Origin of the sequence: Bartonella senegalensis OS02, from assembly GCF_000312545.1 — a bacterium.
In the GTDB taxonomy this organism is placed as follows: Bacteria; Pseudomonadota; Alphaproteobacteria; order Rhizobiales; family Rhizobiaceae; genus Bartonella; species Bartonella senegalensis.
The window spans coordinates 60,476-83,120 of record NZ_HE997541.1; the positions used below are offsets into that span (position 1 = coordinate 60,476).

Below are 22,645 nucleotides of genomic sequence, written 5' to 3' on the forward strand. Positions count from 1 at the left end.
AGATTGCTGGGAAAAATTTATACTATGATGCTAACAGGTAATTTTTCAATTATAAACCAGTAAAACCATTAAGCAGCTGAAAAGCTATTGATTCCGTAAAATAATCTGTCTTTATTTTTGGAGAATTTCTTGTTTCTTTTTTTCAGTCATATTCTTTGTCTTCTGATTGTTAGATTTCGCCGTAACAATCGAGTTGCTGGAAATGACAAGGGTAAGTTATGAGGCGTGTTTATTATGTTATGATGCTTTTGTAATATGAGGAAATATTGGCAACGTATCGAAAATATCGTTATAGGTTTGAGCTTGTTATTCTTTATTTTATCAAGAAGAGGATAGGGTTATGGATATAAAAATCAATATAAAAAGCTTAACCTTATACTCTGTTTTCGTTGCGTTTGTCGTTTTTGCTTTAAAATATTGGGCATATCATATCACTGGTTCGGTCGCACTTTATTCTGATGCATTGGAATCAATCGTCAATATTCTTGCGACATTGGCAGCATGGTGGGCTGTTAAAATAAGTATGAAGCCGGCCGATCATGATCATCCTTTCGGACACCACAAGGCGGAATATTTTTCCGCGATTCTTGAAGGAATACTGATCATTATTGCGGCAATTGTAATTTTAAGAGAAGCATGGATTGCTCTTTCGAGCGTTAAACTCTTGCAAAAGCCTGGAATATGGCTCGTTATTCATTTGATCTCAAGTATCATAAATTTCCTATGGGGCTGGCTTCTGATTCGGCAGGGGAAAATCCACCGTTCACCGGCTCTTAAAGCTGATGGAATGCATTTTATAACAGATGTTTTTACTTCACTTGCCATTTTAATTGGTTTGATTGCCGGTTTTATCGGGGGATGGGGAATTTTGGATCCGATTTTAGCAATAATCGTTGCTATTAATATTCTTTTGCAGGGATCGAAGGTGATTAACTCTGCTGTGCAAGGATTAATGGATGTTGGCGTTGAATTGAATGAAACCATGCGGATTCGTGAGCTTATTTCTGCAAATGCACAGGGTGCACTTGAAGTGCATGATTTGCTTACGCGTGTTGCTGGAAGGGTTACTTTTATAGAATTTCATTTGGTGGTGCCGGCTGCAATGCCGGTTGGAGAAGCACATCAGATTTGCGATAGAATTGAAGGCGTTCTTAAAGAAGAATTTGATAATGTACGCATTTCTATTCATGTAGAGCCTGAAGAGGAAGCTAAGTTGCCTCCTGGCACAACAGTTGTTCCTTTTATATAAAGAGATTTTCTCTCAGTTATATTATTGTTTAAGGGTATATAAACCAAACGATATTCGCTGAATCAAACAATATTTGCATTTTTTGGTGTTTTTAAAATTTCGTTTTTTCAAAGTGTTAAAGATCAATTGTTTCAGTACAGGCTATTTCATTATTGTGATTAATAAGACTATAGCGCTGTAATTGGCAGTGCCATTGCTGATTAAACTGTTCAATAGAAAAAAAGTTAAAGCCTGCTGGAGGAAGGGTCTTGCCAAAAGCTTGTGCTGCAGAAGCAACTCCCACAATAGGAATTTTTCCCATTTTTCCCTTAACAATATTCAATGTAGGCAGGTGAGTATGTCCATGGAGAATAAGTTCGCAGCCGTGGTATTTGATAACCTCTAGAAAACGTTCTATGCCCCATAATTTTTTATGCCAAGAGGTTGCATGATGAAAAGGGGGATGATGTATCATGATAACACGAAAAAGATTACGCGTTGCTGCTTCGTTTAAAAGTTGCGACAAAGCTTGAGCTTGCATTTTGCCAAAATAACCAGATGCTTGAAAAGGTGGTGTCGCAATGGCTGAAGAAGCACCTATAATAGCGACATTCTTGCGAATGCGCATGTAAGGAAAGGGAAGGGCATTGTTTTGAGGGAGATCACCTGTGATCCAAGGTTGGAAAAAAGTACAGGCCTTTTGAAATGCACCACGGACATAGGCATCATGATTGCCAAATGTTAAAGAAATATTTCGAGGATAACCTTGCTTAAGCAACCAATTGCGTGCTTGTTCAAATTCTTTATCGAGAGCAAGATTGACAAGATCACCGGAGATTACAAAATGATCAGGGTTTTTCTTTTTTAAGGACTCTATTATAGTGTCTAGGGTATTTGTTGCCATTTGGCCCTTACGTTTTTTTTGCCAATTAAGATAACCGGTAAGGCGCTTTCCAAAAAGCTCGAATAAGGAGGGTTGTGGCAGAGGTGAAAGATGCACATCCGATATGTGGGCAAGACAAAACATGGGCGTTAGCATAGCATTGAAAACGATGAAGACAATGAAAAAAATAAGATAGGTTGGTACATTTTTGAAGGTGTGTGCGAATTGAATTGTTCAATGAGAAAAACTGTGTCGCAAATGTGATAAAAATCTTTGCAGGAATTCGTATCTTATGAGTTTTTACATGGTAAAAAGGACGTGATAGGGTATGTTATTGTTTATCATACTATATTGATTTATAATGATAATTTATTGTTTTGCATGTTGATTGAGCACTCTGAATACCGTAAGATCTTCTCATTTCAAATTGTCATATTCAGAATCAGAAAAAAATTCTCTTGTACTTCATAAGCGTAAAGTAAAGATGTGTTTGTGCAAGGGCTTTTGTACTTTTTGGCTTTTGTACTTTTTGTATGATATTCTTTACATTTACTGTGAGATGGGATGGAGGGGCAATGAGAGGTGTTTTTTAGATGAGCGGATGAATGGTCATACAATGAATGATAATCAACGGCGTTTTATTTTATGTATGGGAGGGCATTTTGTTTTGTGTAAGGGAGCTGTCCTTCATTAAAAATCCGGTAAACAAAAGCGTGAAGAATTGCATAATCTTCTCCATTACTGGAAATATAATGTCGTGGAGAAAATTGTGAAGTTGAATTCAAGAGTGATGTGAAAGAGAGAAACTGCTTTTTACCTTTATGCTTTTATATTCTTTTTCAATCAAGCTTTCTTTTTGTTGGGATTTCTAAAGGAGATAGGTACGACTCTTGCTCCAATATGAAATAGGAAAGGTGGGACGGTTTGTATTGCACGGAACTGTCTTCATATGCATCTTAAAAATGCACTTAAATATTAGGTTTGAATGTTGATTTATAGATAATAGCAAAAGCTTTATGAGGAAAATAAGGCTCATAAAATTCCCCATAAACCAGCAATAGATTGGGAAAATCTCTTGGCTTTCTATTAAACACTCTGCAAAATAACATTAATAATATATCTGGTTTTATCTCTGCTTATTCTTATAGATGTTTGCACAAGTTCTTTGCTTCATATTTGTAAGGATCAAATTGAAAGCAATGTATGGGGCAATCCCTGTTGAGAATATAAAAAGAGAGGTAGGAAAGTACGACGCCTGTCTTTATCATTGAAAGTTATGAAAATTTTCCAGCAATTGTGTTCTTTATTCTATTTCGCAATGTTTTCTTTTTTCTGCTAATGGCTTTGGTCTTTTGGTTGAAGGCTCGCATAAACTTCATAAAAAAATTGCATTTGAAGACTTGTTATCGGAGAGATGCTTCATTAGGTGTAAGTTCTCGTTTAAGGTCATTGGCTAGAAGAAGTAATCGATGCAGTTTATGAAGTAGCAGAAAGCATTTTAGGGCATGTGGTGGAGAAAAGGAGTGTCGTACAAATTTTGTAGCATAGTACTGTTCTTTAATAAAAAAAATGGGTGCACTATCTATTACTGTAGCTTTTTCCTATAAAATGGATTTCATTTTATAATGACAGCACACTTTTTTAGGATTTTTAAAATAGTCTTTACGATGTGGCATGCTGCTTAAGAGCATAAAGGACAAAGAAACAAGCAAAAGGACGCATTACATATTAAAGTGATGAAATAAATTCTCAGAAATTTCTAACGGCTTTCACGATACCACAAACTGCTTAATAGTAAAAGACAAGTGAGTAGTGCAAAGAAACCGGAAAAGATAGAAAAATAGAAAGTATTGATTAGGCGTGTCTCTGTTGCTTCTTTCAGAACAATGGAAGGTGCAAAGGGAGATGAGTGGCTTCCTTGTGATCGAATCAGCTTGATTGGAGGAACGAAGATACCTTCTTTTTCTTTATTGTGTAACCGTGTGATGTTCCCACCAGTGTGTTTACTGAGGACAGCTAGTTTTTTTTCTGTTGAAATTAAGTCAAATAATTCGAGATTATCGAGCGTTTCAACAGAAGAGAGGACTGTTAAACTCCCGTTTTTGATGGTAAAAACTCCCGTCTCATCGGTATTGATAGTTGCCGTAAACACACCTTCTTGCTCTTTGGTAAGAATGATATTTTCTTTTTTTCCAGAGGGAAAAGTTATTTCGGCTGGTTCTGGATAATCTTTGAGCGTTTGGCGACGAAGGGTTAAACGATGATGATCGTTGGTGACACTTAATTTTTCTTCTTCGAGTTCAGGTTCTTTCATAAGCCAATGAGCAATTCGGCGATAAAGAGCTGCATAAGGACCACCACCCTCGAAGCCTCGCGCCCAAAGCCAACTTTCGTCGGAAAGTAACATACCTACACGTCCTTTTCCTTCATGGGAGAGAAGCAAAAGTGGTTGTTCATCAGCTCCTTTCATGAGAGCAATGCCTTTGTGTGTGTTTTCAATTGCAATTTGTCGTAGCCACTGTCCCCATTGAGAGGCTGGATGAGTCGCTGTTGCAAGATCTCTCGTGACAGGATGACGTTCCCCTTCTTTGGTTAACGCGGGGCGGAAAGGCTTTTGAATGATAATGCCATCTGGTAATGCAGGGAGGATGCTTATTAAAGGTGTTTTTGCAAGCGAATTCTTTTGGGTAAATTCAGGTCCTGTTACCATCAACAATGCACCACCCTTTTGTACATATTGGGTGATATAATCATAATAGATTAAGGGGAGAACACTAGAGTGTTGGTAGCCGTCTAGGATAATCAGATCAAAATTATTAATCTCTTCAACAAAGAGCCTCCTTGTAGGAAAGACTACCAGTGATAATTCGCTTAATGGCGTATTGTCTGCTTTGTTGGGAGGACGCAAAATAGTAAAATGAACAAGATCAATATTTGAGTCTCCTTTCAAAAGATTACGCCATGTTCGTTCACCATTGTAAGGCGCACCGGAAATTAGAAGAACACGTAAATTTTCTCTGATTCCTTCAATAGTCGTTATGGAACGATTGTTTTCAAAGCTTAGCTCACCTTTGTGCGTATCGGTTGCAACTTGGATAATATTTTTTTCAGCATGCGGAAGGGTGATTTCAGTTTGAAAGATAATGCCAGGGGTTACAGAATAATGGCCAACTTCTTGTCCATTAACGCTTATAGTAATATTTGCTTGCTTTGGGAGAGATTCTGGCGGCTGACCTTTATCTTCTACTAAAATCGAGAGTTTTTGTGGTTTATTGATAAGGGCAAAATGGGGGGGAGAAATAAATTTGATTTGACGATCAAATTCCTCTGATCTGCCAGTTATGAGCGCATTGACAGGAGCGTTATGATGAAGGTCTGAAATGTCAGGAATATCGTGCACTTGTCCATCGGTGATGAAAATTGTTCCCGCATAACGAGATGGTGGTATATCCGATATTGCTTGTGTTAAAGCATGAAACAAATTTGTCGAGGGAGCATAATGATTATCAGAAAGTTTTCCAGCATCAATGAATCGTGGTTCAAATTGTGGATAGCGCGCTAATGCATTTGTAAGTTGTGCACGTGCTTCGTCACTATCGTTTATACGCGTACCAAATGTTTGGCTTTTGCTGCGATCAATGACAATGCCCACGGTGCTTTTCAGTGGTTCGCGTTGCTCTTTTATTATCATCGGATTCAGTAACACAATAATCAATGAGGCTAACGCCATAAGACGCAGTAAAGATCCTTGACGTTTTGTTATCAGGCCGATAACCACAAAAAGTGTCGATATCCCCCCTAATAAGAAAATCCAAGAGAGAGGCAAAAAAGGCTGAAAAGTGAAAAATGGTATCATTGCCTTCTTTCTCTGTTAAAGCGCTCCAAGAGTGCTGGGACGTGAACTTGGTCAGCTTTATAGTTTCCGGTCAGAACATAGATAACAATATTTAATCCTGCCCGAAATGCCCACAGGCGTTGCATTGGATCATTGGGAATAAGTGGATATTTCCACATGCCTTTTTCGTCTAATGCCCAAGCACCAGCAAAGTTATTTGCAGTGATAAGAAGAGAACTTACATTGTCACCCGAGCCAAAAGGATTGTTGTTTTTTTTATTGATTGATGATGATTCAACCCATAAAGGTGAACCACGATAAAGACCAGGAAAGTCTGGCATAATATAAAAAGAACGCGCAATAACGTGATCAGCGGATGCGGGCTCAATGGCTGGAATGTTTAATCCCTTTAAAATGGTGCGCAATTTTTGTGTAGCTGGGGTGGCAGCGCCTTCAAGATTGAGATCGGTCTGTATTTGATCACGCGTGTCAAATAAAATTGTGCCCCCATTTTTCATAAAGCTATTTATTTTTTCAAGACTTTTTGGTGTTGGTAAAGAACTATGAGAATCAATCGGCCAATAGATCAGAGGATAAAAAGCGAGCTCATCTTTTTCAAGATCAATTGCCGCTACAGAGCCAGGTGAAAGCATTGTACGCTCTGCAATAAATTGACTGAGTGTTTCTAGTCCGCTTTTACTCGTTGCATCGATTTCAGGGTTGTTCGTTATAATATAAGCAAGATGCGTTGCACCAGCTGCTTGTACTATGGTTTCATTATGATTGTCTGCGCTTTGTGCATGTAGGATAGGACTGTGTGAGAACAAGATGATAAGACTTATTGCTAGGGGGAAAAAAAGGAACATAATGCTGCGTCTTTTGAGAAAAAAAACGCCTCCCATCCATAAAATGAGAAAATAGTCTAAGGCGAATAATAGGATTGCTAATCCTAAAAGTGGACCAGTAAGATGTTGCTCTTTTGTGTCGTAGGATAAGTGATTCTTGCTTAAGGAGGATGGCAATGGCGATTGTTTTATCAAGTGCGATGAAGGATTTAAGAGATTGAGTGCATAAAGATTATTTTTAAAGCCGTAAAACCCAGGTGGGGTATGAGAAGAGGCAAGAGGTGGATTTTGTGCATCAATGATCAGTGGAATAACATCAGAAGGAGGGGATTGTAATTTTCCATCAGCGGTTAATGTTTTCCAAGGGTTTTGTACTGTTGTTGTTTTTCTTTGTGTTTGGTTTTTATTTTCATAGGCACTTAATGTGGTGAGTTTTTGCAACATTTGTGCAAAAAAACCAGAAAGAGGAAGATTTGACCATGTGGGGTCAGGTGCAATATGAATAAAAATGACCGTGCCTTTGCCACGACTAGCCGCTGTAATAAGGGGCGTTCCATCAGCAAGACTAAGCCATGTTTTTTCAAAAAGATCTGAGCTTGGTTCTGCTAGAATTTGGCGTGAGACAGTGACATCTTCTGGAAATGGAAGATCAAAGAAGAAGCTATTTTTTGTAAAGGGTGCAAGTTTTTGCGGTTTAGCCCAAGACATGATACTCCCAAGCAGACGTTTGCCAGGGCGCAGTGGAACTGACAAGAGGCTATCATGGTGTTCGGTAGCACTTAAATTTTCTCCTGCAAAGCGAATGAGTGTTCCTCCTTTATCGATGAAATCAGAAAGCTTTTTTTCTGCTTCTTCTGACATATTGACAATGTCACCCATGATGAAAACAGATGGATTTTGTGTGAGGAGATGGTCAATATCAACGGAAAGCTCTTTTCCTCCTGCTGTTATAACCTGCGCATGGCCTTGCAATGCCTTGATAATGTAATAAAACGGCGAAAGTAGCGGCTGTGTCATTTCATTGATGCTTGGTGAGAGAAGAGCAACGCGATTTATTCGATTATGGCTATCAACTAAGAAAGTGGCTGCAGCGTGGGCATGGTTTTCAATTTTTATCCATGCGATCTCGTTGCGTAATTCAAGTGGTAACTCAAAAGGAACAAGAGCTGTTGTTTCTCCCTCGTGGAAGTTTGTCGTAAAATGACCAAGGAGTTTATTGTTTAAATCGTAAAGGCTTAGGACAACCTTTTTCTCTCCTTGTGTGGTTGCACGAATGATGTGTGCTGCAAGGCGTCCATTGTTATTTTCTATGGCTGTTATGCCGGTTAGATCGGAAATATCAGCAAAATACCACAACAGTGTTTTGGCTTTTAACTGTTGAAGAAGAGTAAACGCTTGATCATCTTCGCTTGTTTGTAAGCCATCGCTTAAGTAAGCGATATCAAGAGGTTTCTCTTTGATTGTTTCAAAGAGTTTTGTTAGTGCATGTACACGGTTGACAGGCCAAGGTCTGGGTTGTAAATGCTTTAAATGTTGTTTTACGGTTTTTGCAGGTAAGGGACCAATATTGGAAATATCACTTTCGGCTGTTGCGAGCAAATAAACGTCTTTTTCCTGTTTTTCTGCTTGTGCGAGGAGATCCTCGGCAACAGTAATCCGTTTTTTCCATTCTCTCGTAGATGCCCATCCATTATCGATAATAAGTGCTAAGGGTTGAGATCCGGAGAGTACAATTGACTGTTGATTCCAAGTAGGTTTTGCCAAAGCGATAATAATGAGTGCTGCTATGGTTAATCGTAACAATAATAACCACCAAGGTGTGTGATTTGCGGCTTCTTGTTGATTGCTTGATTTCGGCAGAAAGCGTAAAGGGGGAAAGAGCTCTTTGCGCGGCGTTGGAGGTGTTATCCGCAACAACCACCAAATGATCGGTAAGGACAAAAGCCCTAGTAAAAGGAGGGGAACACCAAAACTCAAAATGACCTCCTACTGTGAGATGGTGAGATCCCTATTTTATTGGCAAGTTGTAGAATGACTTCTGTTAAGGGACGGTCAGTTTTACTCACATGATAGGTCCAACCTTGGCGTGAGCAAAAATTTGTCAATTCTTTTCGCCGTGCTTGATACAGTTTGCAATAATGTTTCCGGAAGTTCTCTGCTTTTTCCAAAATGCGTTTTTCTTTTGTTTCCGGATCAAAAAATTCTGTATGGCCTGCATAGGGGAAGTGCTCTTCTGCGGGGTCAGCGACCTCAATTAAATGCGCTGTAACCTGTTTTGCAGACAAAACCGTTAAATGTTGAATAATTTTTTCTGGAGAATCGAGAAAATCACTCATGATGATCACGTGTGAAAAACGTGTTATGGCTGAAAAATCTGGAAATGGATTTTCTGTGTGATGATTTGCTAGAGCCAGCGCCATACGTTCTATGATATTCGATGCCATTGTAGGTGGCATGAGAGTAGGGATAGCAATATATTCTCCGCTGCGTGCAAGAAGTGTTGCCAATGTAAGGGCAAGAATGATGGCATGATTGCCTTTAGAGATTTGCGAAAAACGCGAACAATAATGCATAGAGGCGCTCTGATCAGTCCAAATCCAAACTGTTTGTATCTTTTCCCATTCGTGTTCACGTAGGTAAGTCTGCTCATCACGCGCTGAGCGGCGCCAGTCAATGCGTGTAATGGATTCCCCTTCAACATAAGGGCGAAATTGCCAGAAATTTTCACCGTTACCGCGTTTGCGTTGTCCATGCCATCCGGTTATCACTGTATTGGCGATACGGTGCGCTTGTAAAAGAAAATGCGGCATTTTAGCAGCATCTTTATGCAAATTGGCAGCGAGTAACAGAGGAGTTTTTTTTGAAACTTTTTTGCCAATGGCCATTAGAGGGCGTCTTTCACAAGATTATCGATAATGTCTTTGATGGTTATATTTTCAGCACGTGCAGAAAAATTGAGTGCCATGCGGTGTTGTAATACAGGGCGTGCTAATGTTGCAATATCATCAAGAGAGGGGGTTAACCGTCCATGATAAAGAGCACGAGCACGAGCACAAAGGGAAAGGGCTTGTGATGCTCGAGGACCAGGTCCCCACGCAACATAAGTGTTTGCGAGGCTATTGTCTTTATGAGGGCGAGCCGAGCGAACTAGTTTTAAAATGGCTTCGACAACATTTTCAGAGATGGGCATTTTGCGGACAATTTTTTGAATTTTTTGCAGTGTTTTTGTCGATAAAACTGGTTTTGCATTTTGATTTTTTCCTCTTGTTGTTTCTAGAATAATACGCCTTTCTGTGGTTAGATCAGGATAATCAATATCGATTTGCATCAAAAAGCGATCCAGTTGAGCTTCAGGAAGTGGGTAAGTTCCTTCTTGTTCGAGAGGGTTTTGGGTTGCAAGAACATGAAAAGGTTGGGGTAAATCGTAACGGGTACCCGCAACGGTAACATGATATTCTTGCATAGCTTGTAAAAGCGCTGATTGTGTGCGTGGAGAGGCACGATTAATTTCATCGGCCATGAGAAGTTGGGTGAAAATAGGGCCTTGAAGGTAGCGGAAAGAGCGTTTACCACTTTTATCTGAATCCATAATTTCAGAACCGATAATGTCTGATGGCATCAAGTCAGGCGTAAATTGAATGCGTTTTTCATCAAGCCCCAATACTCTTCCCAATGTTTCAACAAGGCGTGTCTTAGCAAGCCCTGGAACACCAACAAGAAGCGCGTGTCCTCCAGCTAAAATGCTTGTTAAAGCGTATTCAATCACATGATTTTGACCAAAAATAACTTTGTCAACTTCTTGTTGTAGAATATCTAATTCTTTGTGTGCTACATCAATATCCTCAATAATTACGTGAGATTCTTGATTGAGAGTAGCCTTCTTCATAGAATTGGATAATATATCACTCTGACTCATATTTCTTCCTTAAGGCGATTTGTCGAAAAATTGATAATTTTCTCTCTATGATAATGAATATTTTATGATTTGTAGCAGAAAATGATGAGAAAAGAAGTGTAATGCGCTGTTTTTTTAATATTCATGCACAAATACAGAGAGAAAGCTCTTTTTTAAGGAGTGATGTGTGTCTTGTAAAGGATGTTATCAAAAACTATTGTCCTATAAAGATACCAATTTGAGAGAATAGTAACGATTTGTTTGAAAGGTTAAAGGGTGAGCATAAGACAAGATTTCAAACAGGTTGATTGGTTGCAGAATAGTCACATCCAAAAACTTCTTTATGTTTTATCTTTAGACGGTGAAGAGGCGCGTATTGTAGGGGGAGCAGTGCGTAATCAGTTGTTAGAGCAACCTATTAGTGATGTTGATATTGCTACAACCTGTTTGCCACAACAGGTTATAGCACGTGTAGAAGAAGCGGGATTTAAAGCTATTCCTACAGGTATTGCGTTTGGGACAGTTACTGTGGTTGCTCAGTCATATTCTTACGAGGTTACAACTCTTCGCTCTGATATTGAAACGGATGGTCGTCATGCAAAAGTAGCCTTCGGTCGTGATTGGCAAAAAGATGCTGAACGACGTGATTTTACTATGAATGCGCTTTATTGTGATGCTGCTGGCAATCTTTATGATTTGGTCGGAGGACTGGAGGATATTGCCAGCAGAACAGTACGTTTTATCGGTATTGCAGAGAAGCGTATTCGTGAAGATTATCTGCGGATTTTGCGGTTTTTTCGCTTTTTTGCTTGGTATGGCGCAGGACGACCTGATGGACAAGGATTAAAAGCATGTGTTTGTTTGAAACATGGTCTGCAAAAACTCTCATCTGAACGTATTTGGGGGGAGATGAAAAAACTTCTCACTGCACCTCATCCTACACGTGCTCTTCTATGGATGCGCCAAAGCGGAATTTTAACACTTATTTTTCCTGAAACAGAAAAATGGGGTATTGATGCGATTCATTCACTTGTGAAAACAGAACAAGATCTTGGTTGCGAAGTTGATCCCTTATTGCGACTAGAAAGTCTTCTTCCTCCTGATCCGGTACGTCTTCATGAAATGGCGCATCGCTTGTCTTTATCTCATAAGGAAAAAAACAGGTTAAAGGAATGGGCAGAATTGGAAATTATTCACCAAAACTGTTCAGACCATTTTTTGCAAAAATTAATTTATTTTCATGGTCGACAGCCAGTTTTAGATCAATTGTCTCTCTCTCTATCTGCAGCCCATGTTGATGCTTTAAAGGGAAATGAAGCTTTGCAAAAAGCAGAAGATTATATGAGGCTTTATAAGCTTGCTCAAAAATGGCAGATTCCAACTTTTCCTGTGAGTGGTAAGGATTTGATGAAGAAAGGTTTTTCTAAAGGCGTGCTTTTAGGACAAAAGCTCAAAGAACTAGAAACATTATGGATTGAAAGCGAATTCTTAATAGATCGCAAGAGCTTATTAGAAAAGATTAACTTATAACATTGATTTTTTCGAAGAGCTTTTTGCTTTTTTTAATGATGCTCTTTTAGAGTTTTGAAAGGAGAAAGAGTATGAGATTTTTGGTACTGTTGAGACGTCTTCTATATGTTTTCTAAAGATATAATGATTATACTCTTTTGAAAATCCTTGGTGATGTGCAATACATCTCTATTTTTATCAATATATTGAATCTCTTAATAGGATTTTTGTATCTTTTTTATCAAGTTTTTCTTTTTTCATAATAACCGATTTGCCGAAGTGCTTCTCCTGTTGTTATAGCCACGCTCATTGCAAGATTTAGAGAGCGTGCATGTGATTGCATGGGAATTTTTAATGTGTCATCGACGGCTTCATGAACATAGTTGGGAACCCCTGCTGATTCACGTCCAAAAAGTAAAACATCGTTTTCTTGATAGCATATCTGCGTGTAGCATTTTTCTGCTTTTGTGCTTAAAAGCAAAAGACGACGGTTAAAATGTTTCATGGCATGTATAAAATGTTGCCAGTCAATATGTCGTTCTACCGAAGCATATTCGAGATAATCCATGCCCGCTCGCTTAAGGTTGCGATCGGACAGGTTAAAGCCTGCAGGTTCAATAATGTGCACATGTAAACCAAAACAAGCACTCAGGCGCAAAATCGTCCCTGTGTTACCAGCAATGTCGGGTTGAAAAAGAGCAATGTGAAGAGTCATGTATCCTAGTATGGTTTTTCCCTTGTGTTTGTAAAGGTGCTCTGTCATTTATTGCAAAAATAGCATTGAGACGTATCTGTTTTTTGCATTTAGCTGTTATTGACTTTAAACTTCAGAGAAAAAATGACAGATATGAATGTATCATGAGATAGGAAGAATCATAATTGCTGACAAATGACCTGAAAAACGAGAGTAGCTATTTTTCTCTGATACGGATTTGGCTGATGAGGCGAATATGATGCGTGTATCATTTGAGAGAATGTTCAGGATATCTTATTGGCAAAATACCATTGATCCTAGATGTCTTTTGAGATGAGTATTTTACTGGCTATAAAAATGGTAAGCGGGGATATATTGGCTATAAAATCAACTTTAATCACTTTGTCTATAAGTATTCTCTACAGCTGAAAAAATCTCGTTGGAAATTGTGCAACAGGTTTTGATTGGATCTTACCTGCCGCAAGATCTCTCTGTTTTAAAATCGTAATACTGTCTGCTTTTGCCAAACTTCTTATCGTATCCCTCTCATCCTCAAAAGCGCCCCTTTCTGCCATAATGCCGCTTTTGGATTGGATATTGAGAATATGCATCACTTGACTGAAGTATTTATTTGCTCATTGTGTATGCTTTATAGTTTTGATGATGAGCTGAAGCAGATCGGATGCAAAATTTTTACACTGGTGAAGGAGCAGAATAGCTCTGTACAACTCATATTCCTTGAAAAAGATTGTGGTGTGTTGAGTGAATGTGCAGATATTGTAATGTTATTCAAAACAAATAGATTGCAAGTTTTGGCAATGCGCAGCGCATAATATATATCGACGATATTGCCTTGTATAGAAAAATTTCAATTTTAGAATGCGAAAAGTAGAGAAACTAAAGGGTTTTGCAGCTATAAAGTGTAAGGAGGATAAGACACTGTTTGTTGCAGTGAAGGTTAGAGGATATTCTCTAAATTCTCTGCACTTTAAACTATGCACTTTAAAGTTAAGATGTGAGAGTAGAGCTGGAGGAGTGCTAACTTTTCATGTGTGTAGTATTGCCAGAAGACGTTTGACATTAAGTTGCCAAGGATTAGTAAGGGAATTTACTATCTATATCAAGATATTGATTTAGAAAGATAATTTATCGTTTTGCATGTTGAATGAGAACTCCAAATATCGTAAGATTTTCTCATTTCAAAATCGTTTATGTTGAATCACTCAAAATCATTTGCTTGCATATCATAAGTGAGATGAGTGTGTGGTTAAAAACTTTTCAGAAAATAAGTAAAATACCTTTCATGAACCGTCTCAATACAAAGGCTGTCGCAAAATTGGGGACAAAGAAAATGATGGTGCCAGCTTGCACGTTCAATAAACGTAAAGAGGGAGGCAATGACTTTCGCATTATACCCTTTATGTGGTCCGTCGTGAAATGTGTTGTGAAATAGGCTTGTGTGTACTGATAGATGTCTCTTTAAAACGAGCGCGTAAATGCGTAACATAATGGCGTTTTGTTTTGCGTTAAGGGGCGTGACTCTCTTAAGAACGTAAGACATAAAAGCATGAGGCAATGTGCATTCTCCATTCTTGAAAAGATATTGCTTCTCACTGTTTTTGAAAGCCATAAAGCAGAGTTAAAAGGAGATGGTAAGGCTGGAAGCTGATTTCTACCTTGACGGCTTTATATTCCTCTCAAAATGAGATGCTCTCGTTTCAGAGATTACGCAAACGGCTATATGCAATATGCTGCTCCAATCTGGCATACAAAAGCTGTGATAGCAGAGGAAATCCTGATCCTTCTCAATCTTTGTCTCAAACATGCTGCTCAGTACGGTTTGGATATTGATTTATAGGGAATAGCAAAAGCTTTATAAGGAATAGCAAGGTCATAAACCCCCTAATAAATCAGCTCTGTCTTGAAGAGATATTCTGGCTTTTTACCAAACACTTTGCAAAACAACAAACATAACATATCTGGCTTTGCGTCTTCTTATCCTTACGAGGGTTTGTCTAAATCCTTTGCGTCATATTCATAAACAGCAGATTGACGGCTATAATATAATGAACACTTTCTGCTGAGACTGCGAAAAGAAAGCGTGATGCTACAACAGGATTTCGTGTGCCGTTATCATCAGAGGCATTAGAAATTTTTAAACAAGCGCGCTTGCTTTCTTGCAATGATTTCTTTTTTCTGCAAATGGTCGTGTTCTTCTTGCCGCGAATTGCCTGTCATAATTCATGTAACGGAATTGGGCTTGGTACATGTTCTTTATGGGGTTCATTCAAGTTTACGTGTTTGGTTTGCTGAAACAAAAGAAGTTCCTTATAAGGTATCAGAAACCATTTTGGGCATGTGATCGGGGGACAAGTAGAATGTATTATCGTCGTACAAATTATTTAGAACTGTGCTGTGTTTTTGCTTTATGGAAGAAAAATCTTTCAAATGTAGTGAGCACTGAAAAACTCTCCTGTCGTTTTGTTTAAGACGTTTATGTGATTTTAAAAGCTAGAATTCAAAAACAAGAGCTTTTTTTCTTCTCATGCCAGTGATTTGTTATTCATGCATCTATAGCAAGGGTATTATTTCAGCATTATGAATTCTCTAGTAATAGACAAGGAGGAGTATTCGTTTTTGGAAAAAATTGCCAAAAACTTCTATGGACTCTCTTTTTGATGTTTGAGCTGTAAGAATTGCTAGCACTTTGTTTTTGTTCATCCTTGTATTGAAAGCTCTAGATTGTAAAGTAGTCTGTAGAGACAATCAGCATCAGGGGTAAGCATTGAGAAAAATATTCTGAAGAAGTAAGCACAAGCTTTACCTATGAAAAGTCATGCTAGGGTGGATATGGGTTGGGCCAAAATTTCTATTTTCTTCTCAATTCTGGGAATAAAAATGTTCCTCTCAAAGCAACTTCTCTTGTTGATGGGATGAAAATACAAAAAGTTGTTACGGATAAAATTATATCAGAGGTACAAAAAGAAGAGAAAGTGAAATGCATTCTTGCCATTTTTTCTTTACGCTTAACTTAGAAAACAATGTAGAATGATGATGAATATTTTTATGAAAGAATGCTCTTTTATCGAATGCTTCTTTAATATTTAATAAACGCAAATATTTCAGATGTGTTTTCTTATAATTGGATAAAGAAGCTTTTTCTTTTATGAAATTTTTGCCTTAAACTTCAATTTTTCTCAATTCAATTTGCTTTTGGGTTCAATTTGCTTTTGGGTGAGATGCAAACAGCTTGAGATGTTTTTCATCGTTGAGAAAATGGAGGGATGAGTAATTGCTTAGTGAGGGAGAATATGGTAAAAAGATGTTTTAAGAAACAGGCTCTTATCGATAATGAGTGAGCAAACGAGGCGGGATTTCCTGTTTTTGCTAACAGGTGTTACAGGGGCTTTTGGTGTTGGTGCGGTTACGTGGCCTTTTATTCGTCAGCTGTGCCCAGAGAAGGCTATTTTAGCGGATTCTTCTGTTGAAGTTGATCTTTCTGGCATTGAGGAAGGCATGTCGGTGACGGTTAAATGGCGGGGGCAGCCTGTTGTTATTCGCAATCGTACTGCAAAAGAGATTGCACAAGCTCGCGCTACTGAATTGGGTATTCTTAAAGATCGCCTGGCACGCAATCCTAATCTTGAAGGTGGAGAAGAAGCAACCGATTTTGCACGTTCGGCAGGAGAAGGACGTGAGAATTGGCTTATCCTCATTAATCTTTGTACCCATCTAGGTTGTGTCATACTTGGACAATCTGGTAGATTGGGGGGGTGGCTGTGCCCCTGTCATGGCTCTGTTTATGATACAGCTGGAAGAGTGCGTTCGGGGCCTGCCAGCTATAATTTAGCCATTCCCCCTTATCAGTTTCTTTCTGATACCTTGTTGAAAATAGGATAAAATAATGACCAGATTTCCTCCCTATTTTCCTAAAAGTGCTCTTGCCCGTTGGTTTGATAAACGCCTACCGCTTCCCCGTTTTTTTTACAATGCCTTTGTCGTTTTTCCTGTTCCACGCAATCTTAATTATTTTTATACATTTGGCGGTATTCTAACCGTTATGCTTTTATCGCAGCTTTTGACCGGTATTGTGTTGGCTATGCATTATGTACCGGATATTCACTTGGCTTTTGAAACCGGTGAAAGGTTCAGGCGTGAAGGGCACTTTGGTTGGCTTTTTCGTCCATGGCATGCTGTAGGATCTTCGTTCTTTTTTATTGCTGTCTATATCCATTTAGCGCGCGGACTTTATTATGGTTCTTATAAAAATATGCGAGAAATGGTTTGGGTTACAGGTATTTTCATCTATATAGTCATGATGGCAATAGCATTTTTGGGTTATGTGCTGGTTTGGGGGATGATGTCTGTTTCCGCTTCTTCAGTGGTTGCAGGGCTTTTAAAAGCTCTTCCTTTGGTGGGAACGTGGTTGCATGAGGCATTTCTTGGTGGTTATAGCGTCGGGCAACCAACGTTGAATCGTTTTTATGTTTTCCATTATTGTTTATCATTTCTTTTATTGTTCTTTGTGGTGCTTCATATTGTTGCAATCCACCATGTTGGACAGGGTAATCCCACCGGTCTTGAGGTGAAATCAGAGAAGGAAACTCTTCCTTTTATGCCCTATGCGCTTATCAAAGATATTTTTGCTATTACTGTTTTTCTCCTCTTTTTTGCTTGGTTTTTATTTTATATGCCTGATTATATGGGGCATGCTGAAAATTATAGCGTTGCCGATCCTTTAAAGGCGCCTCTTCGTGTGGTTCCTGAGTGGTATTTTTTACCTTTTTATGCGATGCTGCGTGCTATCACTTTTAGTATTGGGGCTCTTTCATCAACTTTTTTTGGTGCTGTTCTCTTAGTTGGGGCAGTTTTCGTTTGGATTTTTGTTCCATGGTTGGACCGTTCCACAATAGGCTCTGCAAGATACCGACCGGTTTATAAAATTTTCTTTTGGGCTTTGATTACTGATGTTGTTTTTCTTGGTTGGCTTGGTTCAAGGGAAATAAATCACAGTATTCTTTTATGGACGCAATTAGGTACAGCTTATTACTTTATCTTCTTTTTAGTCGTTTTGCCAATCATCCCCATTTTCGAAAAGAGTATTGCTCTTCCTGCTTCAATTACTGAAGATATGAAACAGAAAAAAAGTAAATTATGGTAAATGCTTTTATTGGATTGATTGTTATAATATTCATGAGTTTTTCTTTTCAGAGCTTGGCTAGTCATGTTTCTGATAAAGAAGAGGAGTTTGTTTCTTTCCCTTTATACGCTCCTAAAAAACAGGAATGGAGTTTTTCAGGGCCATTTGGGCTTTATAATAAAATGCAATTGCAACGCGGATTGAAGGTTTATCAACAAGTCTGTTCTCGTTGCCATGGGTTAAAATATGTGGCTTTTCGTGATTTAAAGGCTCTTGGCTATGATCAGGAACAGATTAAGGCTTTTGCTCGCCAATATGAAGTGAGCGATGGTTCTAAGAAAGAAGGAAAATTTTTTAAACGTGCTGGTGTTACAACAGACACTTTCCCTTCCTCCTTTGCTCATGAAGAAGAGGCACGATTTATTCATGAGGGTGCCTATCCTCCCGATTTGTCACTGATAGCACGTGCGCGTGCTGTGTCTTTGCCATTTCCTGCTATTATTTCTGATATACTCACTCATTACGATACTGCTGGACCAGATTATATTACAGCTCTTTTAAACGGGTATCAAAAGGCACCAGAGAATATGAAGATTACTGATGGTCATTGGTATAATCCTTATTTTATTGCTGGTAATAGTTTAGCTATGGCACCTCCTTTAAGGGATGGCCTTGTTTCTTATAAGGATGGAACTCCAGAAACGGTTGAACATTACGCGCGCGATGTTGCTGCTTTTTTGATGTGGGCAGCTGATCCTCATATGGAAATTCGTAAGAAAACTGGTTTTCGTGTTATTTTATTTTTAATCATTTTTGCGGGGCTTGTTTATACTTTAAAAGTGCGGATCTGGAGAAGCTTAGGCGAAGAATTTGAGAAGGAGAAGAAAGACTAAGTAAGAAAAAGCGAGGATTATTGGTCCTAAAAGAGATCAGGGAACAAATCCGGTTACGATGCATTGAGGTTTTGTAAAGTAAAAACGGAGATGTTAAAATGAAAAAAATTATATTGACTGCTTTTATGACAGTTTTGATGGCTTCTAGTGCTTATGCTCAGTCTTTTGTGGGGACTCCAGAACCTGAGACGATTTCTTCAATGGGGATCGTACGGATGGGGTCAGATATGCTTGCGCGTTATGTTACACCTTTGGAAACTGATTTTGTTGCGTCAAGTCTTATTGGTTCCAGTGTCTACAATATAGAAAACGAAAATATTGGCGAAGTAAAAGATATTATTTTGCGTGAAAATAATATTACGGGATTTGTTATCGCTGTTGGTGGTTTTCTTGGTATAGGGGAGAGTTATGTGGTTGTTGCACCAGAAACAGTGCAAATGACAAATGATTATGGAAAGTGGAAGCTTATTACGAATGCGACAAAGGATTCGTTGAAGGAAGCTCCAACATTTAAATATGAAGGGCGTTGGCCACGCTAATTTTGTTTTTCTGTCTTTCGTAAATATAACAGCGCTATCATACTCTATGATAGCGCTGTTTTTATTTAAGAGATTTTTTGAAGGTTTTGAAAAAAATTATCAAAAAGTACAGTCCTCGTTTCAATTGATTTAAGTGGAATAAATAGCAATGAGATAAAGAGTTTATATTAGTTAAGGCGATGGTGATTAATTCACTTGCACTTTTCTCTTTATTCCTAATTTTGGGGAGCTTTTTTATCGTTTATAGGGATTTTTTTTATGATTTGCGCTTTGTTGTATAAAGAAACGCCGTAATGTCATTTATCGATTCCGATAGTGCTTTAAATTGTGATATAATTGGATAAGTTAGTTTGACTGTGTGTCGCTGCTCATTTTTTTAAGTTGTGTGCTGTTTTTTGATATTTTTCTTTTATTGTCTGTTTCATAAAACCTGTCTCTCAAGTTTTTTCTTTGCTTTATATTTTATCACTTTTATCACAAATGAATCTTGCAATTTTGAATGAGTTTCATTGCAAATGTTGCAGTGGATTTAGAAAAATAGAAAGAAAAACTGTTTAGAGTTTACAGTCTTCATCTTTAAATGAAGAGATGATAGTATTTTCTTACATCTTTCCACCGCATAGAACAGCGTTGCTATACTGTAAAGCCGAGTTATAAAGAATCCCTCTCATAATGTCTGCGCATTTTAAGAGGTCTATGGGTGTTTGAATGGAATGCGTTATGTTGCATTATGTATTGTGTTTAAACAACATGATATCGCCGTCTTGTACAACGTATTCTTTGCCTTCATCGCGGGCTTTTCCAGCTTCTTTTGCACCATTTTCTCCACCGAGAGCAATATAATCCTCGTAGCTGATGGTTTGGGCACGAATGAAGCCGCGTTCAAAATCTGAATGGATAACACCAGCTGCTTGAGGTGCTTTCGTGCCACGGGTAATTGTCCACGCTCGTGTTTCTTTAGGTCCACAGGTGAAATAGGTAATGAGATCAAGCAAATGATAACCAGCACGAATGAGGCGATTGAGACTTGGTTCAAAGAGCTCTAGAGCACTAAGGTATTCTATGGCTTCTGCGTCATTAAGTTGAGTGATCTCAGCTTCTATGGAAGCAGAAATAAGAATGCTTTGAGCATTTTGTTCTGTTGCCATTTTCTCAACCATTTGGGTAAAGCTATTGCCATGAGCTGCATCATTTTCGCTGACATTGCAAACATAAAGTACGGGTTTGGAGGTTAAGAGATTTAAACTCTCAAGGATGCGGCGCTCATCGGAAGAGATCTCTTTGAGGAGTAACCGCACAGGGCTTCCTTTTTGCAGTAAATCTAATGCAGCTTCCATTACGGGAAGAATTGTAAGAGCTTCTTTATCTTTTCCGGTTGCACGTTTACGGATCTGTACGATACGCCGTTCAAGACTTTCAAGATCAGCAAGCATGAGTTCTGTTTCAACAGTTGTGGCATCAGAAACAGGATCAATGCGCCCTTCTACGTGGGTAATATCATCATCTTGAAAACAGCGTAAAACATGGATAATAGCATCAACTTCACGGATATTGGCTAAAAATTTATTGCCTAAACCTTCACCTTTTGAAGCGCCACGCACAAGCCCGGCAATGTCAACAAAATTGATGCGTGTGGGAATGATTTCTTTTGAACCAGCAATGGAGGCAATTTTTTCCATTCGCACATCTGGTACAGCAACTTCTCCGGTGTTAGGTTCGATTGTGCAAAAAGGATAATTGGCTGCTTGTGCCGTGGCTGTTTTTGTTAATGCATTAAAAAGGGTTGATTTACCGACATTCGGGAGTCCAACAATACCGCATTTAAAACCCATGAGCGCCTTCTTCTTTGTTGATTTTATAGTCAAGATAGAGTTTCTTTAGTGTTTCTATAGCACATTTTGAGAAGAGTCATAGTCTTGTGTTGCTGTAAGGAAGAAAAAAGCTCTGCTAAAAAAATAACCTGTCTTTTTTTTACCACATTTTAAAAAATTTTGATTTTAATCATGAGAGATTTCTCAATTAACGTTAACAGTGTGCTAAGTTTTTCATAGTATGCAGATTTGTATGAAGAATTAATCGGAGAAAATAAAAGAGTGTTATCTCGTCGTGCTTTTTTAATTGCAGCACCTCTGGCTTTAGTTGGATGTGCTACCCGTCACTCAGATATGTCGCTTGTTGCTTCTCAGCAGGCTCGATACATTCCGGCAGAAATACAAGCCTTATACGGACCTGTAACGAATGAGCCTTATTTTTTACCTGCTGTTGATCTTTCGACAATTGATCCAAAATTTTGGCGTCAGCAGGTCATTTATTATACATCTTATCCGCCTGGAACATTGGTTATAGATACGCAGGAATGTTTTCTTTACCTTATTGGCGAAAATGGAAGAGCTTTGCGTTATGGTATTGGGGTGGGTAAGGAAGGATTAGCATTTGAAGGTGAGGGGGTTGTGCAGCGTAAGCGCCAGTGGCCTAATTGGGCTCCTACGGCGGCGATGATGGCCAGGGAACCAGAACGTTATGGTCATTTAGGAAAAGGAATGCCACCAGGACCAGATAATCCATTGGGGGCAAGAGCTCTTTATCTTTTCAAAAATGGACAAGATACGCTCTTTCGTATTCATGGCTCACACGAGTCGTGGTCAATTGGCCATGCTATTTCAAGTGGGTGTATTCGTTTGCTCAATCAAGATATCATTGATCTTTATGACCGTGTTTCCACTGGATCACGCGTGGTGGTGTTGCAGAATAGTGAGAGTAGACATAGTATTTTAAGTCAAAAATCAAAAACTTACGATCCACTCCAGTCAACGATTAAGCCAAGTGAAAGTGAATTGTTTTAATTCCAAGAACTATTCTCTTAGAGAGTATCATTGGGGCAATTTGGAGTTTGTTGCTCAATGTGCTCTTTCGTATAGGGGGAGTGTTTTGCACAAGAATTGCATAAAGCAGTGCTGATTTGTTTTAGACAAGCTTTTTATGCCTTTCGCTTATTCTAAAACATAAGACGATTGAAACATGGATTGGAAGTTTAGAAAAAGCTTTTTGAGAAAATTATGAGGAAATAACTCTAAGGTTGTCGTGTTTGTTTAAAAAACTTGATGGATGTGTTTTATAAAGTTCTTGATCTCCATTATGCGGTATTTTCTTGTTTCAATGAGCAAGAAAAGGCAGGGATGCATTT

14 protein-coding genes and 2 pseudogenes are annotated in these 22,645 nt (G+C 38.6%); 8 read left to right on the forward strand and 8 right to left on the reverse strand.

Annotation, left to right across the window (positions count from 1 at the left end; genetic code table 11):
* Positions 1-340: 340 nt before the first annotated feature.
* Entirely contained in the window at positions 341-1,249 is a 909-nt protein-coding gene (locus BN200_RS04805; RefSeq protein ID WP_019221392.1) for a cation diffusion facilitator family transporter, read from the forward strand.
* A 115-nt stretch (positions 1,250-1,364) separates the two neighbouring features.
* Here BN200_RS04805 and BN200_RS04810 read toward each other — a convergent pair whose 3' ends face one another.
* The 5 genes from BN200_RS04810 to BN200_RS04830 form a co-directional block, all read right to left on the reverse strand.
* The gene (locus BN200_RS04810) at positions 1,365-2,267 is read right to left on the reverse strand and encodes a metallophosphoesterase family protein (RefSeq protein ID WP_034989060.1); all 903 of its coding nucleotides are present in this window, start codon (positions 2,265-2,267) and stop codon (positions 1,365-1,367) included.
* A 1,603-nt stretch (positions 2,268-3,870) separates the two neighbouring features.
* The gene (locus tag BN200_RS04815; protein WP_019221395.1) at positions 3,871-5,967 is read right to left on the reverse strand and encodes a membrane protein; all 2,097 of its coding nucleotides are present in this window, start codon (positions 5,965-5,967) and stop codon (positions 3,871-3,873) included.
* On the reverse strand, positions 5,964-8,768 hold the full coding sequence (locus BN200_RS04820) for a DUF4159 domain-containing protein (protein ID WP_019221396.1): 2,805 nt from the start codon (positions 8,766-8,768) through the stop codon (positions 5,964-5,966). The genes BN200_RS04815 and BN200_RS04820 overlap by 4 nt, the downstream gene beginning before the upstream one ends.
* Positions 8,765-9,676, reverse strand: coding sequence for a DUF58 domain-containing protein (locus tag BN200_RS04825; protein WP_019221397.1), 912 nt, complete (start codon positions 9,674-9,676; stop codon positions 8,765-8,767). The genes BN200_RS04820 and BN200_RS04825 overlap by 4 nt, the downstream gene beginning before the upstream one ends.
* Positions 9,676-10,707, reverse strand: a complete 1,032-nt coding sequence (locus tag BN200_RS04830; protein ID WP_019221398.1) for an AAA family ATPase — start codon at positions 10,705-10,707, stop codon at positions 9,676-9,678. Before BN200_RS04830 ends, BN200_RS04825 begins: the two co-directional genes overlap by 1 nt.
* 255 nt (positions 10,708-10,962) lie before the next feature.
* Here BN200_RS04830 and BN200_RS04835 point away from each other — a divergent pair, with 255 nt between their 5' ends.
* Entirely contained in the window at positions 10,963-12,216 is a 1,254-nt protein-coding gene (locus BN200_RS04835; RefSeq protein WP_019221399.1) for a CCA tRNA nucleotidyltransferase, read from the forward strand.
* Between the two features lie 220 nt (positions 12,217-12,436).
* Here BN200_RS04835 and BN200_RS04840 read toward each other — a convergent pair whose 3' ends face one another.
* Together BN200_RS04840 and BN200_RS04845 are read right to left on the reverse strand one after the other, a co-directional pair.
* A complete protein-coding gene (locus tag BN200_RS04840) occupies positions 12,437-12,910 on the reverse strand; it encodes a tRNA (cytidine(34)-2'-O)-methyltransferase (RefSeq protein ID WP_019221400.1) in 474 nt (157 codons plus the stop codon).
* 401 nt (positions 12,911-13,311) lie between these two features.
* Positions 13,312-13,524, reverse strand: a pseudogene (locus tag BN200_RS04845) (portal protein); the annotation flags it as partial.
* Between the two features lie 659 nt (positions 13,525-14,183).
* On the opposite strand from BN200_RS04845, the pseudogene BN200_RS10105 reads away from it, so the two are divergent.
* The 5 genes and pseudogenes from BN200_RS10105 (at position 14,184) to BN200_RS04885 (ending at position 19,461) form a co-directional block, all read left to right on the forward strand.
* Positions 14,184-15,378, forward strand: a pseudogene (locus BN200_RS10105) (integrase).
* 862 nt (positions 15,379-16,240) lie between these two features.
* Complete coding sequence (gene petA / locus BN200_RS04870; protein ID WP_019221410.1) at positions 16,241-16,789, forward strand: ubiquinol-cytochrome c reductase iron-sulfur subunit; 549 nt, start codon at positions 16,241-16,243, stop codon at positions 16,787-16,789.
* A 4-nt stretch (positions 16,790-16,793) separates the two neighbouring features.
* Positions 16,794-18,050 (forward strand): cytochrome b, encoded by a 1,257-nt coding sequence (locus tag BN200_RS04875; protein ID WP_019221411.1) that lies wholly within the window; start codon positions 16,794-16,796, stop codon positions 18,048-18,050.
* The gene (locus BN200_RS04880; RefSeq protein WP_019221412.1) at positions 18,044-18,922 is read left to right on the forward strand and encodes a cytochrome c1; all 879 of its coding nucleotides are present in this window, start codon (positions 18,044-18,046) and stop codon (positions 18,920-18,922) included. The genes BN200_RS04875 and BN200_RS04880 overlap by 7 nt, the downstream gene beginning before the upstream one ends.
* Before the next feature lie 98 nt (positions 18,923-19,020).
* The gene (locus BN200_RS04885) at positions 19,021-19,461 is read left to right on the forward strand and encodes a PRC-barrel domain-containing protein (protein ID WP_019221413.1); all 441 of its coding nucleotides are present in this window, start codon (positions 19,021-19,023) and stop codon (positions 19,459-19,461) included.
* 728 nt (positions 19,462-20,189) lie between these two features.
* Here BN200_RS04885 and ychF read toward each other — a convergent pair.
* Positions 20,190-21,293 (reverse strand): redox-regulated ATPase YchF, encoded by a 1,104-nt coding sequence (gene ychF / locus BN200_RS04890; protein WP_019221414.1) that lies wholly within the window; start codon positions 21,291-21,293, stop codon positions 20,190-20,192.
* A 261-nt stretch (positions 21,294-21,554) separates the two neighbouring features.
* On the opposite strand from ychF, the gene BN200_RS04895 reads away from it, so the two are divergent.
* A complete protein-coding gene (locus tag BN200_RS04895) occupies positions 21,555-22,304 on the forward strand; it encodes a L,D-transpeptidase (protein WP_019221415.1) in 750 nt (249 codons plus the stop codon).
* Positions 22,305-22,645 lie beyond the last annotated feature (341 nt).

Bases quoted from the DNA above. Each gene is read 5' to 3' on its own strand.
- BN200_RS04875 (WP_019221411.1), top strand. From the start codon at position 16,794: ATGACCAGATTTCCTCCCTATTTTCCTAAAAGTGCTCTTGCCCGTTGG.
- BN200_RS04810 (WP_034989060.1), bottom strand. From the start codon at position 2,267: ATGCTAACGCCCATGTTTTGTCTTGCCCACATATCGGATGTGCATCTT.
- BN200_RS04880 (WP_019221412.1), top strand. From the start codon at position 18,044: ATGGTAAATGCTTTTATTGGATTGATTGTTATAATATTCATGAGTTTT.
- petA (WP_019221410.1), top strand. From the start codon at position 16,241: ATGAGTGAGCAAACGAGGCGGGATTTCCTGTTTTTGCTAACAGGTGTT.
- BN200_RS04885 (WP_019221413.1), top strand. From the start codon at position 19,021: ATGAAAAAAATTATATTGACTGCTTTTATGACAGTTTTGATGGCTTCT.
- BN200_RS04825 (WP_019221397.1), bottom strand. From the start codon at position 9,676: ATGGCCATTGGCAAAAAAGTTTCAAAAAAAACTCCTCTGTTACTCGCT.
- BN200_RS04830 (WP_019221398.1), bottom strand. From the start codon at position 10,707: ATGAGTCAGAGTGATATATTATCCAATTCTATGAAGAAGGCTACTCTC.
- BN200_RS04840 (WP_019221400.1), bottom strand. From the start codon at position 12,910: ATGACTCTTCACATTGCTCTTTTTCAACCCGACATTGCTGGTAACACA.
- BN200_RS04805 (WP_019221392.1), top strand. From the start codon at position 341: ATGGATATAAAAATCAATATAAAAAGCTTAACCTTATACTCTGTTTTC.
- BN200_RS04815 (WP_019221395.1), bottom strand. From the start codon at position 5,967: ATGATACCATTTTTCACTTTTCAGCCTTTTTTGCCTCTCTCTTGGATT.
- ychF (WP_019221414.1), bottom strand. From the start codon at position 21,293: ATGGGTTTTAAATGCGGTATTGTTGGACTCCCGAATGTCGGTAAATCA.